Here is a 14,707-nt window from a genome sequence, read left to right as displayed (position 1 = left end):
ATCGTATCACTTGAAAGTATGAAATGTCAATAAAAAAGCAGCCTAAAAAACGGCGTAGAAATTTCTCTCGTTACTGTAACTTTCTCTCCACGCCGTATCTTTTATTCCAGTATAAAATTTTCCACCAGTTTTTTCGTGAACTCCATCTTCGGATGTCCGATCACATCCTCCGTCCGCCCTGTCTCCACGAACTTTCCTTCTTCCATCACTGCGATCTCATCGCAGAACCAGCGGACCACATCGAGGTCATGGGAGATAAACAGATAGCTCAATCCCAGCTTTTCCTGGAGTTCCTTTAAGAGTGTCATGACCTGGGCCTGCACGGAGACATCTAACATGCTGGTCGGTTCATCCAGGATCAGGATCTTCGGATCCAGTGAGAGTGCCCGGGCGATCATGATCCTCTGCGCCTCACCTCCGCTGATCTGGTGCGGATAGCGGTCCAGAAGTTCCTCTCCGAGATCTACCAGATCCAGAAGTTCTCTGACCCGCGCTTTTCTCCCCGCTTTGTCATATATCCTGTGGATGATCATCGGCTCTTCCAGGCTGTATCCGATCTTTTTTGCAGGATCCAGGGATGTCTCCGGATGCTGGAAGATGATCTGGATCGTTCCATCAATCTCGATGGTTCCGGAGTCCGGCTTTATCAGTGACAGGAGCATGTTCGCGATCGTCGATTTTCCGCAGCCGGAATTTCCTACGATTCCGAATGTTTTCCCGTCCTGTACCGTAAAAGACACGTCCTTCACCGCTTCCACGCGGGTCTTTTTAATGATCCCGCCAGTAAATGTCTTGCTGATATGGCTGACTTTAAGCATACCGGACGCACCTCACTTTCCTTCCGTCCGGAAGTTCCGCCTCCGGGATCCGTCCATTTTTGCATGCGTCCACTGCATGCGCACATCTCGGGTAAAAACTGCAGCCGGAATTTCCCTCTTTTTTTCTCACTGCGCGCCCGATCGGGTTCATTCCCTTCCCCGGGAGCGATGCGATCAGTCCTTTCGTGTATGGATGTGCCGGATGTTCAAGGATCGTCTTTGTCTCCCCGGCTTCCATGATGCTCCCTTTATAGAGCACCATCAGCCGGTCACACAATGCCCCTGCCAGGGCAATATCATGGGTGATCACGATCATGCCTTCGGTGTCCGTCTCTGATATCTCTTTCAGGACCCGGTAGACCTGGCGCCGGAGAATCGCATCCAGACCTTTTGTCGGCTCATCGGCGATGACCCATTTCGGCCGGTTCATGAGTCCCATGGCAGAGATCACTCGCTGGTTCATGCCGCCGCTCAGCTGGAATGAGTAAGCGCGGTTGATCCGGTCCGGATCTGAAAAGCCAAATCTGCGGAGAAACTCATCCCTCCGGGAATCGGCAAGCTCTTTGTCCTTATTTCCGTGGACTGTCATGCACTCCGTGAGCTGTTTTCCGATCCTGCGGATCGGGTTTAAGGATTCCGTGGGATTCTGTGGGATCAGGGCGATCTCTTTTCCACGGATCTTCTGCATCTCTTTTTCCGGCAGCCGGTACAAATCCATCCCTTTATACATACAGCTTCCTTCCACCCGGGCCTGCCCGGAGAGAAGTCCCAGGATGGACATGCCTAAAAGCGATTTTCCGCTTCCGCTCTCCCCGATGAGTCCTGTGACACTGCCCGACGGAAAGTATGCGCTGACATCTTCCATGGCATGGATCATCTCGCCGCCGTCCTGGAAGGTGACGGAGAGGTCGCGGATCTCAATGTCACTTTTTTCTTCTGTTTTCCATTCTTTTTTATCTTCCATCTGATCTTCTCTCCTGGCTGTTCCGTTTTTTCACAGTTACAGGCAAAAATCTGTTCCGGCTCAGCTATGCTAAGGAAATTTTGCCTTTTTTTGCATGCTTTCCGACATCACATCGTCTTCATCACATCTTTCCGCACATCCAGCCGGTCACGCAGTTCATCTGCCAGAAGGTTGATGCTGAGGGAAAGAAGCAAAATACAGAGTCCCGGAGCGATGACGAGCAGCGGTTCCTGGCGGAAATACTGTCTCGCATCGTTGATCATGACGCCCCAGTCCGGTGTCGGGGGCTGAAGTCCCAGACCAAGATAACTCATGGACGCCACCGAGATCACATTTCCGGCGATCCTGGTGGCAAAAAGGACGCTCAGAGTTCCTAAAATATTCGGAGAAATATGCAGGAACAGGATCCGGAGGTCTCCGGCTCCGATGGTTCTCAGTCCTTTAATAAAGCTCTCCTGTTTCAGTTTCATGACTTCACCGCGGACGATCCTGGAAAATCCGACCCAGGAATTGATCACGATCGCGATCAGCATGCTCTTCACGCCCTGTCCAAGAAGTCCGGCCACCGCGATCATCAGCGTCAAGCCGGGAAGTCCCTGGAAAATGCTGGAGATCGTCGTGATGATCCCGTCGATCCAGCCGCCGAAATATCCCGCGAAAAGTCCCAGTGCAAAACCGAGCAGCATCGAGAGGACGGTCGCCGCCAGGGCGAGAAGGATCGACTGTCTTCCGCCGTAGAGAACACGGCTCAGCGTATCTCTTCCGATATTATCCGTGCCTAAAAGATGCGCGGCAGACGGTTTCTGAAGCGCTTCCGACAGGTTCGAGACCAGCGGATCATAGGGAGCAAGGACCGGCGCGAGTACGCTGGTCAAAAGGATCAATAATAAGATTACCAGACCGGTCTTTGCTTTTCCTGACAGGTGGAGTTCCTTTAATTTATTCATGATTCCACCGCCTCTCCCGCCCGGATCTTCGGATCAAGTGCGATATAGATCAGGTCGATCAGAATGTTTGTCAGCACATAGATACAGCCTGAAAACAGAACATACGCCTGCACCACATAATAATCCTTCGACTGCACACCCGCGATCGCGTAGCTTCCGATCCCGGGGATCGCAAAGATCGTCTCCACGATCGAGGCGCCGCCGATGATGCCCGCCATATGGGTTCCCAGGTAGGTGATGATCGGGATCAGCGCGTTTCCGAACGCATGGCGGACCACTGCGCGGCGGCGGCTCATTCCTTTTGCATCCGCCACAGTCATGTACTGTCTTCCGATCTCATCGAGGATCGCGCTCCTTGTCAGTCTCGCACAGACTCCGATACTCGGGAGTGCCAGCGTGACCGCCGGGAGAATAAAGCCGGATCCGTCGGAGATCCCGCTGCTCGGCAGGATCTTCCACTGTTCCGCAAAGATAAAGATCAGGACAATGGCGATCCAGAACCCCGGAACGGACAATGCAACCGTTGAAAATGTTCCCAGCACATGATCCGGCAGCCGGTCTTTTCCCACCGCCATCAGGACTCCGAATCCCACACCGAACACGATGGTCAGGATCATGCTGAAACCCGCAAGCTTCAATGAGATCGGGATCCGCTTTGCGAGCTGGTCCATGACACTTTTGTTCGTGAAAAAGGACCTGCCCAGATCGCCGTGAGCCAGGCCGTCGACCCAGTTAAAATACTGGACGACGGCAGGCTGGTCCAGCCCCATCTTTGCAGCCATGGCATCATATTCTTCCTGCGTGTAGGATTCGTTTCCGTTTGGATTTAACACCTGGTCCACCGGATCCCCCGGTGACATGATCCCAAGTGCAAATGCAATGATACTGATCCCGACGAGCACCGGCAAAAGCATCAGCATTTTTTTCAGGATGTACTTTAAAAGTGACATATTGATTATTTCACCCAGGAAATTGTCGGAAGTCCAACACCGAAGGTCTTTCCTGCATAGTGTGTGATCGCCTTGTTGTGGATGTTTACGTTGATCTGGTAGCAGATCGGAACGCACGCGCTGTCATCGAAGAGTTCCTGCTGGATCTCATCATAGATCTTGCTGCGCTCGTTCACATCAGCGATCGTCGGAGCTTTTGCGACAAGTTCATCGATCTTCTCGTTGTAGTAGTTGTAGTTTAATGTCGTGTTGCTGTTTCCTTCGCTTGCGAAGTACTGCTTAAATGTGGAAGTCGGATCCGCATTGTTGATACCGAATACAGTAAGTGTCATGTCGTAGGTGCCTTCCTGCTGTCTCTCTTTGTAGAGGGAGGAGTCCACGATCTCAATATTGATGTTGACGCCAAGCTCCGCGTAAACCTGCTTTAAGTATTCTGCAACAGCCTTGCAGTTGTAATCGGACGCGGTGCTGGAACGGATGATCATGGTCATGTCGGCCGTCTTGTCTCCGAGAACTTCTTTTGCGAGAGATTTTGCCTTCTCCATATCATAAGTTCCCTGGATGTCCAGATGGAAGGTGGACTGGGTGCTTAAGAAGGAGTATGCCGGCTGTAAAAGTCCTCCGTAGATCACACTGCAGATGCTGTCGCGGTCTGTCGCAAGGTTGAACGCCTCTCTCATGCGCTTATCCGCAAGGTACTCGTTTTTATCGTTGAACATGATGTACTCAGTCATATGGCTCGGAGTGCTGTCCATCTCAAAGTTGGAGTCTGTGTCGCAGAGATTCTTTGCAGCATCCATGGTGATCGCGCCGTTGTCTGCAAGTCCCATGACTTCGCCGGATTTTAACGCGGATACACGAGTCTCGGCATCCGGGATGCAGCGGATCTTGAAGGTCTTTACCTTGCCGTTCTCGCCATAATAATTGTCATTTCTCTCAAGTGTCACATACTCGGACTCCACATGGTCAACGATCTTATATGGACCGGTTCCGATCGCATAGTCGGAGATCACACCTGTCTCCTCGTCGAAGCAGTTCGGGCTGTACATCGGGCTGCCGTAGTCGGAAAGGACATACTCAAGTGTTGTGATCGGCTGTGTAAATGTGAACTTTACAGTGTAGTCGTCGACTTTCTCCATCTTGTCGAGATTCGGGAGAGATTTTTCGATGCTGAGTGTTGTGTATGTAGAATTGATCCCATGGCCCCAACGCTCAATGTTTTCCAGGCACACATCGGCATTAAACTGAACACCGTCTGTAAAATATGCGTCATCGCGCAGGCTGAAAGTCCACTCGGTACAGTCATCGTTGTGTTCCCAGGATTTTGCAAGCCACGGATCGATCACACCGCCGTTGTTTGCTGTGAGAGCTTCCCATACATAAGCGCCTTCCCAGCAGTAATACGCATCGCCGCTTCCCTGCACAGCATCACGCGGAGTCGCGATGACAACCTCATCTGTCTCGTTTTTCTCTGTGTCTTCCACTGCCTCTGCTGTGGCTTCTGTCTCTCCTGCAGCCGTTGTCTCCGCTGCAGCTCCTTCTGCTTTTGTCGTCTCAGCCGTGCTGTTATTCGCGCTGCTTCCGCATCCGGAAATTACGGATGCCGCCATTGCTGCCGCTAAGAGCAGACTTACATGTTTCTTCTTCATGTTGTCCTCCATGTTGTGTAAAGATTATAATGTTTTTTTTGCAACTGTTCACCAGGCCTGCGCACTTGCTGCGCCGACTGTAATAACCCCATTGGTTTTAAAGCAAAAGTCCTATTGGTTCAGCCATCTGAAATACATTTTTTGCCCGTAATCATGAAAGTTCTGAACAGTTTCATTGTTTTTACAATTTCGGAGTTAGTATGGAGATGTTCCATCTGAGAATTTTTTCGAATACCGAATGCTTAAGCATCAGAAAAAGATGTCCGCTGGAATCAGCCGACATATAAACGGTACGATCAATGCCTCGTGATCTGGAATTTTTCTTCCTGTACCAGCATTCCGGCAGGTTTCCTGACTCACAGATCATCACACAAAGCCGCCTTCCCAAATATTTCAAAACAGTCCTGTCAGGCTGCTCCGTTTTTTCAGTGACCGCGCGTTCGCGCATGGCTTTGTATTCCCTACTCACAGTGACGAGATCGCACAGGTCTTTCACCTGTTTCCCTTTTACCTGCTGTCCGCCCCCTTCAGGGCGGCAGCAGCACCGGATGCCTCTTCAATTGTTATGAGAGATATTTTAGCATCTTCGGGTTTATTATGCAAGGACCATTGAGACGTTTTTATAAACATTCACTATGATAAGCAGTTCCTTCCAGTGTTTTCCAGATCACTTTCCCATCCTGAAGGAGCATATAGCTATGTTCACTTTCCGCTTTCGGGATCGACACGGAACCCGGATTCAGGTACAGATTTCCATCCCCGAACGGTTCCCACGCCGGAATGTGCGTGTGGCCGTGGAGGAGAATGTCTCCCGGCTGGAGAGGCGGGAGCTGGTTCATATGAAAGTGATGGCCATGAGTAGCGTAGATCAGGCGGTCTGCCGCCGGAAATACCGCGTAATCCGCAAGGATCGGGAACTCCAGCACCATCTGGTCAACCTCCGTATCGCAGTTTCCGCGGACACAGAAGATTTTCGTTTTCCGCTCATTTAACATTTTGATGACTTCCTTCGGCGCATACTCTTTCGGAAGATCATTTCTCGGTCCATGGTACAAAATATCGCCCAAAAGCAACAGGCGGTCTGCCTGTTCCCGGTCAAATGCCTCCAGCATTTTCCGGCAATAGTATGCGGAGCCGTGGATGTCGGACGCGATCATAAGTTTTTTCATTCTCGGGGTTCCTTCTTTCTTTTAAGTCGAGCACACGTAAGACTTGGCGTTTAATTCCTGTCAGCGCAAGCTGACAAATTTCTCTCAGAATTACTGCGCACCAGATAACTTTCTATGCCTGTCAAGAACATACACATGCTCTGTAACTGTCCTGTTCAGTAATTTCCACTCCAGGTTTTCATTCGTGTGATGATAGCTGAATCCGCATTTCTCCGCCACGCGCTTTGATTTTTCATTCCCATCAAAAAACGCATACCAGATCCGTTTTAATCCCAGATCCTCAAATCCATAACGGATCAGCTCCTGTACTGCCTCCGGGATGATTCCCTGTCCCCAGTACGGAACGCCGAGCCAGCAGCCAATCTCACCTTCATCTTCCGGAAGCTTTAAATTGCTGGCAGCTCCCACAGTTAATCCCGCGCAGCCGACCGGTTTTCCGGAAGCTTTTAATACGACCGCATACGTTCCATCGGCCGACAATACGTTTTTAATTGTCTCTCTGCTGTTCTCCACACTCGTGTGTACCGGCCAGCCGGCAGATGGACCGACCTGCGGGTCTTTCGCGTATTCATAGCAGCTCTCTGCATCGCTCTCCTTCCATGGACGCAGGAGTAGGCGTGTTGTCTCTAATTTCATTTTCTTTTCTCCTGTAATCTCCGGCAAGTTCTTATACAGCCGGTTCTCCACAAATATCACCTGATCCCCTTCATTGATTTCCTGCTCATAAAGCCAGTCATCTTCCTGACGGATCATGTGCTCATTTTCCTCTGAGTCCCTTAAGCGGACAAGAACCGTTCTTTTCGAACCTTCCGACCGTTCCTCACAGCCATAATCATCTTCCTGGATCTGAAGGATCGTGTATTGTAATTCAGGTTGCATGGTTTCACCTCTTCTTCAATAACCTCACGCTAATCTGCCTTAGTCAGAAGCGCCACCGTTTCCACATGTGTCGGAGCTACTATGTAAATACAATTTATTGCCCTCGTCACTTGTATAAGAATACAATTCTGTGCCGCTATGTACAGCCGCAGCGTTTTTACGCTTTGGCTTAAAATCTTTCGCATTAAAATTAGAGTGGATACCTGTTTTATACACAAAGGTTATCTTCAAAGGCTCTTCCACTCCTTCTTCATTATAACCTCCGATGATGATTTTTTCAATTACACTTTCAAAGACCACTCTGTCGAAGCTCTCCAGTATTTCGCCCGAACTCAATTTCTTTCTGAACTCTCTTAACCGTGTTTTTGTACTTTCACGATTTTTGTTCAATTCAATCAACTGCGACTGTTCATCTTGGAGCTTCTCCAACTGTTCGGATAATTCCTGATTTTTCTTTTCGTATATCTCCCTGTCGATGTTGTTGTCGAGCCGCAAATCAAGTAGTTTTTCTTTTCTCCTATGCAAATCCGCCATTTCCTTTTCTATTTTCGGCGCACGTTTTTTGCAGGTGTCATCCTCCAATACCTCCTCGACTTTTTGCAGAAATTCATTTACAACCTCATGTTGGTCAGAACATAAAAGCTGATAGCTCTTTACAAAGGCATTTTCAATAACTTCTTCTGGGATACCTTTACAATACGGACAATGCTTCTTTCCATTTTTGGTAGCTGTCACACATTGCCATATTGTCTTGGTATAGGCAGAACTGCTATGCCAATTTCTTCGTGTCAAAGTGCCTCCGCAAAATCCGCATTTTATCATGCAGCTAAAAGCATATTTTCGGCTAAACTTATTTCGCTTCTGCCCATCCTGATGAACACCCCGATTGACATTTCTCTTTGCCAATATCTTCTGGGCTTCTTCAAATATTTTTTCACTGATAATCGGTTGATGATGGTCACGGATATAGAATTTATCTTCCTCCCCAAAATTCTCTAACCGTCTTTTTGAAATGGGGTCAACGGTAAACGTTTTTCCTAAAAGCAAGTCGCCTTTGTACTTCTCATTTTTGATGATACCGATTACTGTGGACTGTACCCACCTTGAACTGCCATATTTTGTTTTATAACCGAGATTTTCAAGCTCATTTGCTATGACTGTACAGCCTGCCCCCTCAATATAGCGGTTAAAGATATAGCGCACAATCTCAGCTTCTTTCTCATTAACAGCAATGCTCTTTGTTTCCTTGTTATAATCATATCCAAGACAGCCCTGAAATCCTACAAGTTCTCCTCTCTGCATTTTCATCTTCAACCCTTTTTTAACATTGGAAGATATATTCTCGACTTCCTGCTGTGCAACGGAACTGAGTACTACTAACAGCAACTCGCCATCCATTGTTAAAGTGTTGATATTTTCATCCTCAAAGAAAACAGCAATTCCTTTTTCTTTTAACATACGAACATATTTCAAAGTATCCAGTGTATTTCTGGCAAATCTTGAAATGGATTTTGTAATTACCATATCAATCTCTCCATTCATACAATCGTTAATCATCCTTTGAAAATCCTCACGCTTTGTTACCTGTGTTCCCGTTATGGCTTCATCAGCATATATATCGGCTAACGACCATTCTGGCTTTTTCTTAATCAAATCTGTGTAATACATAACCTGTGACTTATAACTATTGAGCTGGTCTTCGCTGTCTGTACTGACACGACAGTAAGCAGCAACTCTCAAAATCTCAACTTTTCTGCCACGAATGCGGTTTTCATTCCTATTTGCTTTAATTACCTGCACATCACTCATAAAATTTTACCTCCGATATTATTGATTGATAAGTGTCAAGCCGCAAGATTGGAAACGACATTAAAATCACTCATAAGCCGTTTTTTTATGGCTTCGTACTCATCTGCCGTAATTAAACCGTTTTTCTTCAACTTCTGCAAACATGCAAATTGGATACTATAATGTGCAAATTTCTGTCCTTTATTTTGTTCCATTGAAGTATCCCTTTCTTTCCATTGCAAGACTAATGGCAAGAGCTTTATCAACTCTTGCCATTATGTTGTCGGGCAACAACCCTATATACTGTTTTAACCGCTGTCTATCAATCGTCCTTATCTGTTCAAGCAAAATAACTGAGTCTTTGTCGAGTTTTTCAAAATCTTCTACTTTGGTATGTGTTGGGAGCTTTGCCTTTGTGTATGTGCGGCTTGTTATCGAAGCGATAATGACCGTCGGACTATGCCTGTTTCCTGTATTGTTGGAGATAATAAGCACGGGTCTCGTGCCACCTTGTTCGGAGCCGATAACAGGATTAAGTTCTGCATAGAAAATATCTCCACGCTTAATTATTCTTTCCATAGTATTTGACCTCCTATCTGGATTTAGGCAAGCAATGCTTACCTATGTAACAGCCAGACACAAGGAAGTTTTTAAGGTCAGGAGAATATAAACAATTCTCTGTTTCTTTGACCGCCTTGTATCTGGCATTATATATAGAAGCATCTCTATTTGTCCCCGACGCCCCGAAATGCAATGTGTTCATTGAACACTGGGAAATCGCCAAACGGTCAGCAGCGAACTGACGCCACAGGAGTTCCACCTCTCTGACGGTCTGCCAGAGCCGCCCTCATTGCCTGCGACGGATTGAGTACCGTTCGGACTGTGACTGGACGGGAGTACCATTGTTCTCTTTGTGCGTCATGGCGAAATCGGGAGCTGTCCGATATTTTCAGTCGGCAAAGATAGCACCACCACCTTTCATCGCTCGCTGCCTTTAGACAGGTCTTGGCGTACCGCCGCACACGCTTATGCTTATCGCAATCACAAAGAGGAAGTATTTGGCGAATGAGTATTCGGTTGTCAAAGAACAATCCCGTTTTCGCCACACAAAGGAAAACGGGGCGAAGGTTTTTCATGCCTTACACCCCATAGTCCTTGAGAACCCTCAATTTTCCCCTCTACTTAATAAACTTTTTTAATTTTTCCTTGAGCCTGTCCATTCTTCTATAAACTGCTTTCTCTGTAATATCCAGATGTGATGCAATTTCACGGGTAGAGAAACCGTGTATTTTCAGCAAGACAATTTGCAATGTCAGCCTGTCCACCTTAATCAAAACCTGATAGAGCCGCTGATTTTCAATGTTATCCATAAAATCCTCAACTGTTTTTATTTCGGGCTGTATCGCTTCCTCTGCAACGCTTTCAAGATATGTATCTATATCTTTCAGTCTGCGATAGAATCTCCTGTCAGAATTGAATACTGCCCAATCATGTGTACGGAGCTTTTCAATGGTATCTTCGCTGACTCCCAAACTCCGTAATTTCTTTTCCTCTGCTTCTTTCCAGAGCCGCCATTTCTTTTCTTCTCTGCCATAATTAAATGACATTCTATTTACCTCCAATCTGAATTTTTTGAAAAATCCAGATTGGTCGGCGGAGAACGGCAGCCTACGTTAAAAAAATGCTGTTTACAAAGTTCTTCAAAAAACGACAAAAGAAAAACCGCAAAGGCGGTCAAACCTTCACGGTAATACGAAAAATAACTGCTATATTGTAGATATTTAACTTCTGCTTTTAGGGTATAAAATTCCCATATGCAAGTAAGAATTTTTTTAACAGGTTATCCTCTGTAATGCACGATACTATGTATGTAACTGCTGCTTCGTATAAACAGCAGTACGGCAGTCTTAGACCAACGCATAAAAAAGTCCCTCCAAACTCTAAAAACGGGTCTGGATGGGAGAATAGCTTGCTTATTTAGGCATAATGAAGCCGCCCACCGAAAGTACCGTTTTTTTTATTCAGTGGGCTTGTCCTGCTTCAAGTAAATCGTCATATTTTTATAAGACCGCTACGCAGATAACTTCTGTTCCGCTTTCCACATAGCAGCATATTTATTTCCTTTTTTCAAAAGTTCTTCATGTGTTCCATGCTCAATAATCTGTCCGCCTGACACCACTAATATTTTGTCGGCATTTTTTACAATGGATAGAGTATGCGCAATCATTACAACAGTCTTTTTCTTTTTCAGAAGATTACTAATCGCTTGCTTTACAGCCAGTTCATTTTCAATATCCAGTGATGCTGTTGCTTCATCAAGAAGCAATATAGGACTATTCTTCAATATTGCACGAGCAATGGAAAGCCGTTGTCGCTCTCCGCCCGATAAAAGATTGCCGTTTTCGCCAATCGTTGTATTATATCCCATTTCCATTTTACAAATAAATTCATCGCAATTCGCTTCTTTACAAGCATTTTCAATTTCTTCATCTGTTGCATCTGGGCGTGCGTGCCGTATATTCTCACGAACAGTATCATCAAACAAAAATACATCTTGGTCTACCATTGAAATTTCTTCCAATACTCGCTCTGCTGCGGTATCATTTATAGCATATCCTCCGATAGAAATTCCTCCCGCATCTGCGTTATAATATTTTGAAATCAAATTTAGGATAGTAGATTTTCCAGAGCCAGAATCCCCGACAATCGCAGTAAGTTTCTGATTTTCAGCGCAAAAATTTATTCCTTTCAAAACAGGCTCTCCCTGAACATAGGAAAACTGCACGTCCCTAAAGCAAATTTCATGGGTTGTCGGATTGAAATTTTCCATAGTTCCATGTTCTTCTGGCTCATCTACGACTTTCTGAATATTTCGCTTTGAAATCATCATATTTTTGTAGCCGAACAAGTCTATCGAAATTGTCATATACATTTTCGCAAGCAACATAGGCATCATACAAACCATTAGATAATCAACTCCTGCCAATGTTCCTGCAAGCCACGGTTTCGATGCCACTAACATTACCACTGGAAGTGAAATCCAATTAAGAATACTAAAACTAAATGCAACAGGAATGCCCATAGCTTCATATTTATAACTTATATAACTGTAATCTTTCAGAACACTCGTTGTCGTTTCATTCTTAACTCCACTCATATTGTAAACTCGCAGAGTTTGTATTCCCGTTATGTATTCCACAATACTGCTGACAGCTTCTGCACATATTTTATTTCTCGTCGTTCCATATTTTTTTACAATCCGAAAAGATAGCCACAAATTAGGAATGAACAGCAAACTTACCGCAATCAAAATTACCCCTGCGGGGAGATATAAATAGCATAAAAACACAATCAATATTACCGAAAGAGAGATATTCTTTACAAGATTTCCGATTTTATGCGTTAATATCTGCTCATATCCTTTTACATCACTTGTCATCGTATTTACATAAGTACCTACTTGACCCTCTGTAAACCTTGCAAGCGGAATTTTCTTAAACTTATCTCCAAGATAAAGTCGTATTTGTTTTGATACCGCACCACCGCCAATTTGCCCCTGCGTATATCCAAAACCATACATAACAAGTCGTACCAAAAAAATTCCAATAATCAATAACGTAAGATTAAGTAAGTTTTGACTGGTAACATCATTATGAATAAGCATATCAATCAACATATAGAGTGTCATATAAACACAAGCAGACAGTATTCCCTCGATTACGGTAAAAACAATCCCCAAACCAAAACGCAAATTTTTTTTGAACGGATTATTTACTCTCATTATCTTCAGCTCCTTTCAATGAATACGTTACTTCTCTGGCAGCATTGTAGTTATCCCACGCTTCTTTATAATAAGCGTTACTATTTAAAACCTCCGCATGTGTTCCAAATGCAGTGATTGTATGCTTTTCTACTACAGCGACTTTATCACACATTTTGACTGCTCCCAGACGGTGTGCAACAATAATAACGGTTTTTCCTTTACAAAGATTTGCAATAGCCCTGTCAATCTCCACTTGATTTTCTGGGTCTGCCGCACTTGTCGCTTCATCCAAAATTAAAATTGGAGCATTTTTCAAAATTGCCCTTGCGATTGCAATGCGCTGACGCTCTCCGCCAGAGAAACGAGTTCCGAAGCTGCCAACTTTTGTATCATATCCATCTGGCAGCGACATAATAAAGTCGTCAATCTGTGCCTCTTTAGCTGCCTGCCGTACCTGCTCTAAAGTAGCGTTTCCTCCCATTCGGATATTTGCTAACACGCTGTCACGAGTAAGAAAAGTTTTCTGAAAGACAATAGAAACATTTTGCAACAACTGTTCATAACTAATATCCTTCACATTTATTCCGCCTATCAGCACCTCTCCATTTTGCACATCATAAAATCTGGAAACCAATTCAACAATCGTGCTTTTGCCTGCTCCAGACGCACCGACGATAGCTATCTTTTCTCCCTCCGCCACATGCAAATTGCAGTTTGATAGTATAGTGGTTTTTCCGTCATAAGAAAACTGAACATTTTTCATTGATATATCACAATGACTTGGGAAATCTCCTTTACTTTCATAAATGGGCAAGTCAAGAATTTGCTTCGCTTTCGTAACACCATTCAATGACTGAGCCAATTCCATACTAAACTGCTGCAATGGTAATAACTCTGACAAATATAGTGAGCCTATGTATGCAAACAGTAGAAAAATGCTTGCGTTAATAGAACCGTTCAGGAAAAATCTCCCTCCGATGGGAACAATCAGAGCCATGCCACATTCAAGCACAATAATAAATGCTGCATATAAAGCTCCTGTTCTTCTGGAAACTTTATTCCAGATATTATTTTCTTCCTCTATTGCATCTGAAAATTTCTGAAATGAGCGACTTCCCATATTATAGGCTTTTATCAGTTTCATTCCACTGATATACTCAATTATGACAGAATTAAAGTTTGCCATTGATGTAGTAACTCGCTGCATAATTCCAGACATAAATGCAAAAACAAATCCCATAATAATTACAGTAAGGACAAGTGGAATAAGAGAAATAAGGGCTAACGGAACATTAACTGTCATCAAATAGACAAAGATAACAACAGGCGCAGTTGCAAATCCGACAAGCTCTGGAATATTATGAGCCAGACAAAGCTCTAATTTTTCAATATCTTCATTTAATACAGTTTTAATATCCCCCGTTCTGCGTTCGTCAAGAGAGCCGAGAGGCACTTTTGCCAAATGCTCTGTAATCATACATCTGACACGGAATAAAGCCCCGTATGCCCCCTTGTGAGAAAACACACCAGAAACAGCTTGAAACACTTGCCGTATAATGACTGTTGCTGTGATTAAAACTGCATTTTCTATAATAACCTGTTTCGTACAAATACCCGATAAAATGGCATCCATCAGTCTATAAATACCTATGTAAGAGCCGATTGCAAACAATCCCCCTAAAAAAGCACAAATAACAGACGCCACTAAATAAATCCTGTCTTTATCTGCCCACTTTAATAGAAGCAATATTGGATTTTCCTTTTTAACCTTCATTTTCTA

General features: G+C 44.8%; 13 protein-coding genes and 1 riboswitch. All 13 genes read right to left on the bottom strand.

The annotated features are described in order from the left end of the window. Positions 1-101: 101 nt before the first annotated feature. Positions 102-818, bottom strand: coding sequence for an ABC transporter ATP-binding protein (locus ACI3EW_RS00785; protein WP_405578828.1), 717 nt, complete (start codon positions 816-818; stop codon positions 102-104). Next, on the bottom strand, positions 811-1,782 hold the full coding sequence (locus ACI3EW_RS00780) for an ABC transporter ATP-binding protein (RefSeq protein WP_215702024.1): 972 nt from the start codon (positions 1,780-1,782) through the stop codon (positions 811-813). The genes ACI3EW_RS00785 and ACI3EW_RS00780 overlap by 8 nt, the downstream gene beginning before the upstream one ends. 107 nt (positions 1,783-1,889) lie before the next feature. Then, positions 1,890-2,729, bottom strand: coding sequence for an ABC transporter permease (locus tag ACI3EW_RS00775; RefSeq protein ID WP_118728184.1), 840 nt, complete (start codon positions 2,727-2,729; stop codon positions 1,890-1,892). Next, entirely contained in the window at positions 2,726-3,679 is a 954-nt protein-coding gene (locus ACI3EW_RS00770; protein ID WP_118298207.1) for an ABC transporter permease, read from the bottom strand. Before ACI3EW_RS00770 ends, ACI3EW_RS00775 begins: the two co-directional genes overlap by 4 nt. A 5-nt stretch (positions 3,680-3,684) precedes the next feature. Then, positions 3,685-5,328, bottom strand: coding sequence for an ABC transporter substrate-binding protein (locus ACI3EW_RS00765; RefSeq protein ID WP_405578833.1), 1,644 nt, complete (start codon positions 5,326-5,328; stop codon positions 3,685-3,687). Positions 5,329-5,652: 324 nt separating this feature from the next. Beyond that, a riboswitch (cobalamin riboswitch) is annotated at positions 5,653-5,892 on the bottom strand. A 56-nt stretch (positions 5,893-5,948) separates the two neighbouring features. Further along, complete coding sequence (gene yfcE, locus ACI3EW_RS00760; RefSeq protein WP_118532245.1) at positions 5,949-6,497, bottom strand: phosphodiesterase; 549 nt, start codon at positions 6,495-6,497, stop codon at positions 5,949-5,951. 90 nt (positions 6,498-6,587) lie between these two features. Next, positions 6,588-7,133 (bottom strand): GNAT family N-acetyltransferase, encoded by a 546-nt coding sequence (locus ACI3EW_RS00755; RefSeq protein WP_405578895.1) that lies wholly within the window; start codon positions 7,131-7,133, stop codon positions 6,588-6,590. Between the two features lie 282 nt (positions 7,134-7,415). Next, a complete protein-coding gene (locus ACI3EW_RS00750) occupies positions 7,416-9,185 on the bottom strand; it encodes a recombinase family protein (protein WP_405578837.1) in 1,770 nt (589 codons plus the stop codon). Between the two features lie 35 nt (positions 9,186-9,220). Continuing rightward, positions 9,221-9,379, bottom strand: coding sequence for an SHOCT domain-containing protein (locus tag ACI3EW_RS00745; RefSeq protein ID WP_156519929.1), 159 nt, complete (start codon positions 9,377-9,379; stop codon positions 9,221-9,223). Next, on the bottom strand, positions 9,366-9,743 hold the full coding sequence (locus ACI3EW_RS00740; protein ID WP_405578840.1) for a type II toxin-antitoxin system PemK/MazF family toxin: 378 nt from the start codon (positions 9,741-9,743) through the stop codon (positions 9,366-9,368). The genes ACI3EW_RS00745 and ACI3EW_RS00740 overlap by 14 nt, the downstream gene beginning before the upstream one ends. A gap of 599 nt (positions 9,744-10,342) precedes the next feature. Further along, on the bottom strand, positions 10,343-10,771 hold the full coding sequence (locus ACI3EW_RS00735; protein WP_405578843.1) for an RNA polymerase sigma factor: 429 nt from the start codon (positions 10,769-10,771) through the stop codon (positions 10,343-10,345). A gap of 464 nt (positions 10,772-11,235) precedes the next feature. After that, the gene (locus ACI3EW_RS00730; protein WP_405578846.1) at positions 11,236-12,945 is read right to left on the bottom strand and encodes an ABC transporter ATP-binding protein; all 1,710 of its coding nucleotides are present in this window, start codon (positions 12,943-12,945) and stop codon (positions 11,236-11,238) included. Continuing rightward, positions 12,932-14,701 (bottom strand): ABC transporter ATP-binding protein, encoded by a 1,770-nt coding sequence (locus tag ACI3EW_RS00725; protein WP_405578849.1) that lies wholly within the window; start codon positions 14,699-14,701, stop codon positions 12,932-12,934. Before ACI3EW_RS00725 ends, ACI3EW_RS00730 begins: the two co-directional genes overlap by 14 nt. Positions 14,702-14,707 lie beyond the last annotated feature (6 nt).

The sequence above is a fragment of the Pilosibacter rotomagensis genome (assembly GCF_045062245.2).
In the GTDB taxonomy this organism is placed as follows: Bacteria; Bacillota; Clostridia; order Lachnospirales; family Lachnospiraceae; genus Pilosibacter.
The sequence above is the reverse complement of the archived record's forward strand: the minus strand, read 5'-3'. Positions and strand labels throughout refer to the sequence as shown.

Bases quoted from the DNA above. Each gene is read 5' to 3' on its own strand.
- ACI3EW_RS00765 (WP_405578833.1), bottom strand. From the start codon at position 5,328: ATGAAGAAGAAACATGTAAGTCTGCTCTTAGCGGCAGCAATGGCGGCA.
- yfcE (WP_118532245.1), bottom strand. From the start codon at position 6,497: ATGAAAAAACTTATGATCGCGTCCGACATCCACGGCTCCGCATACTAT.
- ACI3EW_RS00730 (WP_405578846.1), bottom strand. From the start codon at position 12,945: ATGAGAGTAAATAATCCGTTCAAAAAAAATTTGCGTTTTGGTTTGGGG.
- ACI3EW_RS00780 (WP_215702024.1), bottom strand. From the start codon at position 1,782: ATGGAAGATAAAAAAGAATGGAAAACAGAAGAAAAAAGTGACATTGAG.
- ACI3EW_RS00735 (WP_405578843.1), bottom strand. From the start codon at position 10,771: ATGTCATTTAATTATGGCAGAGAAGAAAAGAAATGGCGGCTCTGGAAA.
- ACI3EW_RS00775 (WP_118728184.1), bottom strand. From the start codon at position 2,729: ATGAATAAATTAAAGGAACTCCACCTGTCAGGAAAAGCAAAGACCGGT.
- ACI3EW_RS00770 (WP_118298207.1), bottom strand. From the start codon at position 3,679: ATGTCACTTTTAAAGTACATCCTGAAAAAAATGCTGATGCTTTTGCCG.
- ACI3EW_RS00745 (WP_156519929.1), bottom strand. From the start codon at position 9,379: ATGGAACAAAATAAAGGACAGAAATTTGCACATTATAGTATCCAATTT.
- ACI3EW_RS00725 (WP_405578849.1), bottom strand. From the start codon at position 14,701: ATGAAGGTTAAAAAGGAAAATCCAATATTGCTTCTATTAAAGTGGGCA.
- ACI3EW_RS00740 (WP_405578840.1), bottom strand. From the start codon at position 9,743: ATGGAAAGAATAATTAAGCGTGGAGATATTTTCTATGCAGAACTTAAT.
- ACI3EW_RS00785 (WP_405578828.1), bottom strand. From the start codon at position 818: ATGCTTAAAGTCAGCCATATCAGCAAGACATTTACTGGCGGGATCATT.
- ACI3EW_RS00755 (WP_405578895.1), bottom strand. From the start codon at position 7,133: ATGAAATTAGAGACAACACGCCTACTCCTGCGTCCATGGAAGGAGAGC.
- ACI3EW_RS00750 (WP_405578837.1), bottom strand. From the start codon at position 9,185: ATGAGTGATGTGCAGGTAATTAAAGCAAATAGGAATGAAAACCGCATT.